Here is a 9,464-nt window from a genome sequence, read left to right on the forward strand (position 1 = left end):
CGCCTATTATCAATGCTTTGATTGCTGGGGCAGAAAATGGCAAACAAGTAGCAGCATTGGTGGAATTGAAGGCAAGATTTGATGAAGAAAATAATATTCAATGGGCGCGGAAGTTAGAACAATCTGGTGTTCATGTGGTTTATGGTTTAGCAGAAATTAAACAAATCTGCTAAATCTGCTCCTAATTCTGGGCGACAACTCAACAAACCCAAATCAGTATAAAGTTTAGCGGTCTTAGGATTATAATTACCAGTACCAATATGAACATAACGACGGATATGATCTTCCTCCTGACGCACCACCATCACAATTTTAGTATGAGTCTTCAGACCTGCTAAACCATAAACCACATGAACACCAGATTGTTCTAACTTCCGCGCCCATTGAATATTATTTTCTTCATCAAATCTTGCCTTCAATTCCACCAATGCTGCTACTTGTTTGCCATTTTCTGCCCCAGCAATCAAAGCATTGATAATAGGCGAATCTCCAGAAGTACGGTAGAGAGTCATCTTAATCGCCAATACATTAGGATCGTGTGCTGCTTGGGTAATAAAACCTTGTACCGTACTTGCAAAAGAATGATATGGATGATGTACCAATAAATCTTTCTGGCGAATTACCTCAAAAAAGTCAATTCCATTGTTCTCATTCAGGTCACGAGTTGTTATATCATCACTATAATTTCGCAACCGTGGAGGCATAGTAGATCCCCAACTTGGATCTTTAAGGTTAGGCAACGGCAACCCTAAGAATGACATTAAATCTTTTAAATCAAGTAATCCATCTACTGTGTAGACATCTTTTTCAGACAACTCCAACTTTTCCATTAATATCTTTTTTAATTTACTTGGCATTGTTGGATTAATTTCCATTCTGACTACTGTACCACCTATACGCTGTTTTCGTAGTTCTTTCTCAATTACTAACAGCAAGTCATCACCCTCATCTTCTTGTACTGCTAAGTCAGCATCACGAGTAATCCGAAATAGGTGATATTCCTGAATATCCATACCAGGAAATAGAGAACCTAAATTGTGAGCAATGATTTGTTCGAGAGGAACTCCTACCCAATTTATAGTGTGAGTGTTTTCTTGTATTTGTTGCAATTTTTCTGGTAACCGCAAAAACCGAGGTAATATTTTGGGAACCTTAATTCTAGCTAATAAATCTTCTTGAGTATCTGGATTTTTTAGCATTACTGCTAAGTTAAAACTAAGATTAGATAAATAAGGAAAAGGATGACTAGCATCAATAGCTAGAGGTGTAAGTACAGGAAATATGTGTTCTTCAAAATAGTTTTGTAGATATGTTTTTTGTTCTTGATTTAGGTCTATATAATTGAAGATATAAATGCCATTTTTCCCTAATTCTGGTCGTAAGGTTTCCTCAAAGAATTGGTGTTGTAAAGAAACCATTGGTAATAGTCTTTGATTAATCCCATCTAGTTGTTCTTGGGGAGTACGACCGTCAGGTGTTAATTTATGTACTTCAGCTTCTATTTGTTTTTTCAAAACTGCTACCCTAACCATAAAATATTCATCTAAATTAGAACTAAAAATTCCTAAAAATTTTAAACGTTCTAATAGGGGAGTACGGGGGTCTAAACCCTCAGATAAAACCCTACGATTAAACTCTAACCAACTAAATTCTCTATTAAAGTAGTATTGTGGGTTACTGAGATTTTTTTCTACAGGAGTTTCTGTTCCATTCTTTTTATTTTTGGACATAGTTAATTAGGTGATATTGGTTTAAATTTACATTGATTTTAAGGTAGTCTGGATCAGTTGTAAAGTCTAGTTTTTATAAGAACTAGCAGGTTCATTAATTGATAATTGATAATTGATAATTGATAATTGATAATTACCTCTCCCTTTTAGGGAGAGGATTGATACTAATCAGGAAAAAAATTATTTTTTTTCCCCTTTCAAGGGTCGGCTTTTAACCTCAATTATTTAATTAATAATTATTAATTATTAATTATCCGGTAATTATAACCTTTGATGAATCTAGTTAAATTCTTGCTAAGGTTGAAAGTTATTACCAGATGAAATAGTTTAAATCGTGTGGTCAGTTTTCAACTTAGTTAAAATATTTGTCTAGATAAGTTATGCTTTGTTCATTAATGGATAATTGATAATTGATAATTGATAATTACCTCTCCCTTTTAGGGAGAGGATTGACAAATAAGGAAAATATTTATTTCTNTTGATAATTGATAATTACCTCTCCCTTTTAGGGAGAGGATTGACAAATAAGGAAAATATTTATTTCTCTTGGTCAATTAGATATGGCGTTTCGGCTGTCGCCGACATATAAAGCGGAGCGGCTCTGCAAGAGCGGGTTTCCTCGCCATCTCATCCTGACGGACTGCTCCGCAAACGACCGCTTTTTCCCCTTGAAAGGGGAGGCTTCAAGGCGTGAATTATCTAATTATTTAATTGTTTAATTATTAATTATTTCGGTAAATAAATGTTTAAATAATGGTAATGAATGTTAAATATATGTGACTTTTATGAACACAAATATTAAGAATGACTTATATTTGTATTTTGAACAGAATAGTGTTGTGATATTTATAAAAATAACTGTGCTTAAAAGTCTCAATAAATATTATTTATTAGTCACAAAATACATGATTAAATTTTGTCTGAGGAGGAATTTAATCACATAATACTTAATCAAATAGCTTCAGAGTGAAGTCCTGTTTATTTCTTTCCATCAAATATTTATTGTATTTTCCTGCTCAACCCCACTTCTAAATATTGAAGCAGAAAGTAATTATTTTGGTTGACTCCATAATTACACTGAATCATATATTAAGATTTAGTAAAGATTCACTGTTACATTATGTACTTTTATATAAACTATATAAAAATTTAATGTTTTTTTTATCTGAAAGGGGTTACTTATTGCTGCCAGATGTGTAAAAATACGGATAGGAATCATAAAATATATACATAAAAAAAATAGGATGATATAAAATGACTTCTAATAAATCTGAATCTCAATCTGTGGCTCCAGTTCTCGCCATGGCAGGGTTTACACTTACTGCTACATTAGTTTACGTTGGATTCGGAGTAGCAAGTTTAGTTGATCAAAGTACGGTTGTGGATGTGGATGCTGAAACTGCAAGGGTAGAGCAAGTAGAAGAAAAATTGTCCGCTCTCCCTGATTCTGAATAATTAGTTTAGGACTTACCCAAATAAACCTTTTGCTTAAGATAAATCCTTGGTTGTAGCAATGCCAGTAGTAGCGTGACACAACTAATGGGTGTGCATTACAGCGGTTTTTGTTATGGCTATGTGGTTCATCAATCTGAAAAGCCTTCTAGGGCGGGTTTATGTAAATCTTAGAGTAAGCATTAAAATTCTAGCNCCCGCCCCTACCATTGCAGCATTTTAGCTGTGTCAGTCCAGTAGTTATAAAAATATGTGTTTGTAGTTGTGCTTTAGCACTGCAGCACTATAGTGGAAGCAAGCTACCACCTAACCCAAATTTATCTAATGTTTGCTTTTATACCCGCGCTCTCCTGCAAGGGAGCGTCGTATGGGAATGCCAACCCATGCTATAATAAAACTATGAGTGCGTTAGTAATAAGTCGAAAAAATTGAAAGCTAGATATAAATACCGCATCTATCCTAATCATGTTCAAATAAATAAATTAAATCAGTTATTTGGTTGTTGTCGATTTGTTTGGAATCAATCATTAGCATATTGTAATCAACTGTATGCCGATGGTATTAAAAAGCCTTCATATACTGATTTAACTAAACAATTCATAACACAAGCTAAAAAAGATTTGCTTTGGTTAAAAGAGGTAGCCTCTACTCCATTACAACAATCATTAAAAGACTTAGACCAAGCATACAAAAACTTTTTTAATAGTTGTACTAAAAAACCTAAAGGAATTAAGGTTAAACCACCTAAATTTAAAAGTAGAAAATCCAGACAAACTGCTAGATTTGTAGGGGCTAATTACAAGATTGGTAAAGACAAAATCTATCTCCCAAAAGTAGGTAGGATTAAAATATTTTGGTCAAGACCACTCCCTAATCAACCTAGTTCTGTAACAATTATTAAAGATTCATCTAATCGTTATTTTGCTAGTTTTGTTGTAGAAACTTGTGCAGAACATTTGCCTAAAATAAATAATTCTATTGGTATTGATTTAGGAATATCTACTTTTGCTGCATTGAGTAATGGTAAAAAGATATTTGCTCCAAAGCCCTTAAAGCAGAATCTCAAAAAATTAGCTAAGTTTCAACATAAATTTAATCGTACTGAAAAGGGTAGTAAGCGTCGTGAAAAAGCTAGACTTCGGGTTGCAAAACTTTATGCCAAAATCAAGGATATTCGTACAGACTTTTTGCATAAGTTATCTACTAAATTAGCCAAACAATACGATGAAATTGTGCTAGAAGATTTAAACGTTTCAGGCATGGTTAGCAATCGTAAATTATCTAAGGCAATTTCAGATTTAGGATGGAGACAATTTAGAACTTTAACTGAAAATAAATGTGAAAAGTATGGTCGTGAATTTAGAGTCATTGACCGTTGGGAGCCTACTTCTCAAAAGTGTTCAGCTTGTGGTTTTCCTGGAGGCAAGAAAGAATTAAATGTCCGTGAATGGACTTGTCTGAATTGTGGTGCTGTTCACGATAGAGATATTAATGCTGCTATTAACATCCTAGAAGCAGACAGTCAAGATGTAGTCGAAACAGTCGTCAACCGATAACCAAAGTTGAGGCTGTTGAACTAGAAAAACCAATTCAATTATCACTTTTCGTTAGCCTTAGGGAAGCTCCTCTGTTAGCGCAGCTCCTGCGGAGGAGGCAAGAGGCAGCTCCTCCGCAGGAGGCTGTAGTCGCCGGAGGGCATTCGGAGACAATTAAACGGACACGGAGGAAATGTCAGACTGGCAAGCCAGCAGATTCCAATGATGTGTCAACCCACCTTGAGTTATTTGTTCAGCTTAGTCTGTTTGAATGATGGATGGGAATCCCGCGTTGTCTCGTAGAGCAACGTCGGGAGGATGTCAATCTGAATCAATTTCATCTTCTTCCATATTAGAATTAGTGCTAACATTACTCTCAACTTCATCACTATAAAATCGATAAAAAAGAGGTTCATCCTTAAAATTATGTTCATCGAAAACATGGTGAATTATCCCCTGTTGTAACATTAACTCACCCATCAGAATTGCTTCTTCCCTGGTANGTCTCGTAGAGCAACGTCGGGAGGATGTCAATCTGAATCAATTTCATCTTCTTCCATATTAGAATTAGTGCTAACATTACTCTCAACTTCATCACTATAAAATCGATAAAAAAGAGGTTCATCCTTAAAATTATGTTCATCGAAAACATGGTGAATTATCCCCTGTTGTAACATTAACTCACCCATCAGAATTGCTTCTTCCCTGGTAGCTCGTTCATTAATCATTAACCATTCTACTGCTTCCGAACCTAAAAAGACATTTTTAAATAGCTTAAACTGAAATCGTCGATCTTTGATAGAAACTCCATTCTCTCCACCCATAGCACTAGATATTGCCTCCCAGTCATACTCTTCTTTGCTAGAAGGAGGTTCAATAGTTGGAATTTCTTGAGGTAAAGGTCGATATTCTACAGGAGTTTGCGATCGCACCCAAGCATAGAGTTCTGGATCGAGGTCTTTGAGATGTAGGTCTTGTTGAGGGCGAGGAACTTCTACTCCATATTTTCGCAAATATCTTTCTATCTGGTTATATAGGTGGGTTCTTACTTTTGGTTGCTTAAGAGGATCGCGGATAAATGCCACCACCCGAAACTGCAACCCATCCTCTGTATATTCCCGAAATTTTACCTTGGGGGGAGGATGGCGGAGAATATCTGGATGTTCTACTTGTGCAGCAGCGAGTAGAACCTTGTAGACAAAATCAATATCTGTTCCGTAGGGAATTTTCACATAAGCTTTGACTCTAGTTATACCGCTACGGTTCCAGTTGAGAACCTCTCCTTCAATAAAGCGAGAGTTGGGAATAGTAATAATGTAGCGTTCAATATTGGAAATGTCAGTAGTTCTAGCACCAATGCGTTGAACCAAACCTTGAAATTCTCCTACTTGAACTAACTCTCCAACTTTTATCGGACGAGCGACAATTAAAATTAACCCACAGATAAAGTCTTTAACAATATTTTGTAACCCAAAACCAATACCTATACCCAGCGCCCCAAGTAGAATAGCTAGAGATTGAAAGTCTACTCCTCCAGCATTCAGAATTAGGAGCGTCCCAACAGACAGTAGTCCGTATTCGACAAAAAAAGCAATTGTACCTTGGTGACTAGCTTCTGCTTCTGTGAGAGGGAGCAAGCGAGATTTGAGAATACCGACAAACCAACCTACTCCTACCCAAAGTGCAGCGATAGTTAAGGCGATCGCTAATATTCGGTTGAGAGAAATGGTTTCTTCTCCCAATTGAAACATTCTGGCATTAAATGTATTGTCTAAAAGTTGAAAAATCTCGTAAAACCAAGCTCTAGTTATGGGAAATAATTGAACTCCATAATTGATAAATGTCGCCCATACTCCCACTTGTAATAATAATAAAACTAATAATTGTAAAGAGTGCCAGCGTCTTTGAGGACTTTTTATTTTCCGACGTAGAATATAACGAAATAGTAATACCAGGCCCCCCTGAAGCAACAGGGTAGTCACAAAGGCAATTGTCAGAATTTTGACTGCCCAACGGGTATAAGCTGGTGTACGTTCTCGCCAACTTTGCTCCAAACCCTGCTGTAGTTGTTCCTGCCACATTTGCGCCTGCATCTCTGAGTACATGGAGTCGAGGGTATCCTTTGGCACCTCCACCAAGGGGCGACTATCAACTTTCAATACCACATTTTGATTAGAGCGAAATAGTTTGACCTCTGGAGGTTTTCCCCGTTCAATACTATCAGCTAAGGCGGACTCTAAAGTTGATGTGATAAATTCAGCTCGTTCCTGAGCTGTGACTTTTCCCAAAGAACCTATTTCTAGAAGTTCTCGACCATCTAATACCACTGGAACTTTGAGACTTGCTCCATCTTCAGCTTGGACAGGAGAAAGAAGAAATACTGATAGTAAACTGATGCAAAGTATAAGGGCAAATTTAACTAAATATTTNCGGACTCTAAAGTTGATGTGATAAATTCAGCTCGTTCCTGAGCTGTGACTTTTCCCAAAGAACCTATTTCTAGAAGTTCTCGACCATCTAATACCACTGGAACTTTGAGACTTGCTCCATCTTCAGCTTGGACAGGAGAAAGAAGAAATACTGATAGTAAACTGATGCAAAGTATAAGGGCAAATTTAACTAAATATTTCTGAAATCTTGCCATATTAAGTACCTATATATAATTAATTTGAAGAAGGAGACAGGAGACAGGAGACAGGGAGTCATGCATTAAGATTTTGTCTGCTCAAAACTTTGATGCTACAGTAATTTCAGGGAATTATTTCACACCTAAATTTTGAAACTATTTGTGACATTTTTAAAGTTAATTGGTATCAGCAAGAGGCAAATTAGACGAGGAATAAGGAGCAGTCTTTTGTGGCAACTTTTATTGTAACTAAGGATTAAGTTTTATTCCTATGAGGTAAGGGAACATTAGGAACATCTTTATTTAAAAACTGGCACAGTTTATCCCACCCATCTCCATTTTCCCAACATATTATTATTAATTTATCCTGCCATGCAGAAAAATAATCGATAACTAATTGGTTATGGTTTTCATAAAAATTCCTGTAGTAGTTTTCGTCATCAACATATTTATTGCCGTATAGAATATCATACCAAATTTCCATTTCCATCCTCTTATTATAGTGATTAACCAAGCTTCTAAACCATGTTTTAAAATCTTTTCTAACTGTTAAAATAAATTTACTATTAGGGCATTTTTGGTTTAATTCCTTGTAAATAAAAGGAAAAGGATAATCTCTAAAGCTTTGGTGGTTTTCTAAAAGTGAAAAAACGTCAGTAAAATCATTTAATTTAACTTGTTTGACCAGCTTATATCTATTTACCGTATGCCAACTAAAATTTTTGTAACCCAGGATTTTAAAACACACTTCTAAAGTTGTAGTTCCTGTTTTACCCAAGCCAATACCAAATACCTTTGTTTCCTTTAATTTCAACGAACTATTAGAAGCCATACCTGTTTTTCGAGAAGGTAAAATGTTGTTTTGACAAGAACTTTCCTTCATGCGGCTAACTAAATTAGCAATAGATAATGGCGAGTAATTTTGTACTTGTAAAAGTTTTCTTAAATTTTTATAGCTGTCGTTCAAATCAGGTTTCAGTTCCAGTGAAATACAGTATTGCGCGATAGCTTCGTCTAAATTACCTTTTTTTGCTAAAGCATCTCCTAATTCCTGATAATACCAAGCAAAACAGGGGTTAATGTTGATTGCTTGCTGATAAGTGGCGATCGCCTCATTCAACTTACCTTCCCTTTTTAACTTATTTGCCTTTTTAATTAAATCACCTTTCATTAATGGATAATGGATAATGGATAATTACCTAGCCGTTAAAACCGTAANTAGTTCTTGAGAAAGTTCGATGGAACCTTCAGCATAGTTTTTGACAAAGTTGAGAGGGTTGCGTAGTTCATGGGCGACACCTGCGGTGAAAATCCCTCCGAAAACATTTAGTAAAATCAATTTTACTAAAGTTATTGCGTACATTGGTATAAGAAAGACTATATAACAATGAACTACCCCGGCGTGTAGATGGGCAGGGTTTCTAAAACCTCACCCAAAACATCTACATTTTGAGATTTTGTTAGGGAAGCTTTGCACCAGCCAATGCTTGGCCATGGCAACTATCACCTCATTAAACACTTGAGTTGATATAATCATCTTAGCGTATTAGTATAAAAAATCAACTTTGAGTAGAAATGTGGAAATAATAAAAATTCAATCAATTATTTACTTCTAATTAAGTCTACTTAGTCAAAAGAGCAAACCCTAATTTTTTACCAATTTATCCACAAATCAATATATAGCAATCTGCGCATAAGTTGTAAGATTTTATCGTAGGGGTTTGGTCTGCAAACCAAGCCCATAAATGGGATTTGTCAACCAAACCCCTAAAGCTTTCTCTGACAAATGATTTAGGATTACTATATGAAGAAATCACTACTATATTTGACTATCTCAATCATCTATGGATGTAGTAACTTTTCTACTCCTGAAAATCAATTATATTTACCTAGTACATCACCCACTCCTACCTTTGTAGAATGCGCACAAAAACCAAAAACTCGTCTGGGAAAAACAGAAAGTAAATCTTTATCTTTAACTGAAAATATAATTACTATATCGGATACTGTTAACTCCGAAAAACAACTTGGATATAAATTTTATGCCAGAACAGGCAAAGATTTTAACTATAGAATTACCAGCAATGTTTGTATTTGGATATTTGCCCCAGATACTAAATT

The 9,464-nt window shown here is 35.5% G+C and carries 6 protein-coding genes and 3 pseudogenes; 4 read left to right on the top strand and 5 right to left on the bottom strand.

Annotated features, from left to right (window positions below; all coding sequences use genetic code 11):
* Nucleotides 1-161 (top strand): annotated as a pseudogene (locus AFK68_RS23415) (hypothetical protein); the annotation flags it as partial.
* Here AFK68_RS23415 and ppk1 read toward each other — a convergent pair.
* Nucleotides 153-1,730 (bottom strand): annotated as a pseudogene (gene ppk1, locus AFK68_RS23420) (polyphosphate kinase 1); the annotation flags it as partial. The pseudogenes AFK68_RS23415 and ppk1 overlap by 9 nt on opposite strands.
* 1,254 nt (nucleotides 1,731-2,984) lie before the next feature.
* On the opposite strand from ppk1, the gene AFK68_RS23425 reads away from it, so the two are divergent.
* Complete coding sequence (locus AFK68_RS23425; protein ID WP_094675535.1) at nucleotides 2,985-3,185, top strand: hypothetical protein; 201 nt, start codon at nucleotides 2,985-2,987, stop codon at nucleotides 3,183-3,185.
* Between the two features lie 425 nt (nucleotides 3,186-3,610).
* Nucleotides 3,611-4,738, top strand: a complete 1,128-nt coding sequence (locus tag AFK68_RS23430) for an RNA-guided endonuclease TnpB family protein (RefSeq protein WP_094675537.1) — start codon at nucleotides 3,611-3,613, stop codon at nucleotides 4,736-4,738.
* A gap of 300 nt (nucleotides 4,739-5,038) precedes the next feature.
* Here the strand turns inward: AFK68_RS23430 and AFK68_RS46210 are convergent.
* The 4 genes and pseudogenes from AFK68_RS46210 to AFK68_RS46215 all read right to left on the bottom strand — a co-directional run.
* Nucleotides 5,039-5,219: hypothetical protein (locus AFK68_RS46210; protein WP_371357521.1), on the bottom strand; the 181-nt coding region annotated here is incomplete at its 5' end.
* A gap of 28 nt (nucleotides 5,220-5,247) precedes the next feature.
* Nucleotides 5,248-7,146: mechanosensitive ion channel domain-containing protein (locus tag AFK68_RS23440; RefSeq protein WP_246844384.1), on the bottom strand; the 1,899-nt coding region annotated here is incomplete at its 5' end.
* A gap of 453 nt (nucleotides 7,147-7,599) precedes the next feature.
* Nucleotides 7,600-8,514: a sulfotransferase gene (locus tag AFK68_RS23450; RefSeq protein ID WP_094675545.1), complete on the bottom strand. Its 915-nt coding sequence runs from the start codon at nucleotides 8,512-8,514 to the stop codon at nucleotides 7,600-7,602.
* A 48-nt stretch (nucleotides 8,515-8,562) separates the two neighbouring features.
* Nucleotides 8,563-8,706: pseudogene (locus tag AFK68_RS46215) on the bottom strand (histidine kinase dimerization/phospho-acceptor domain-containing protein); the annotation flags it as partial.
* Between the two features lie 441 nt (nucleotides 8,707-9,147).
* Between AFK68_RS46215 and AFK68_RS23460 the strand changes: the two are divergent.
* Nucleotides 9,148-9,464: hypothetical protein (locus AFK68_RS23460; protein ID WP_210407581.1), on the top strand; the 317-nt coding region annotated here is incomplete at its 3' end.

Origin of the sequence: Hydrocoleum sp. CS-953, assembly GCF_002260545.1 — a bacterium.
In the GTDB taxonomy this organism is placed as follows: domain Bacteria; phylum Cyanobacteriota; class Cyanobacteriia; order Cyanobacteriales; family Microcoleaceae; genus Trichodesmium.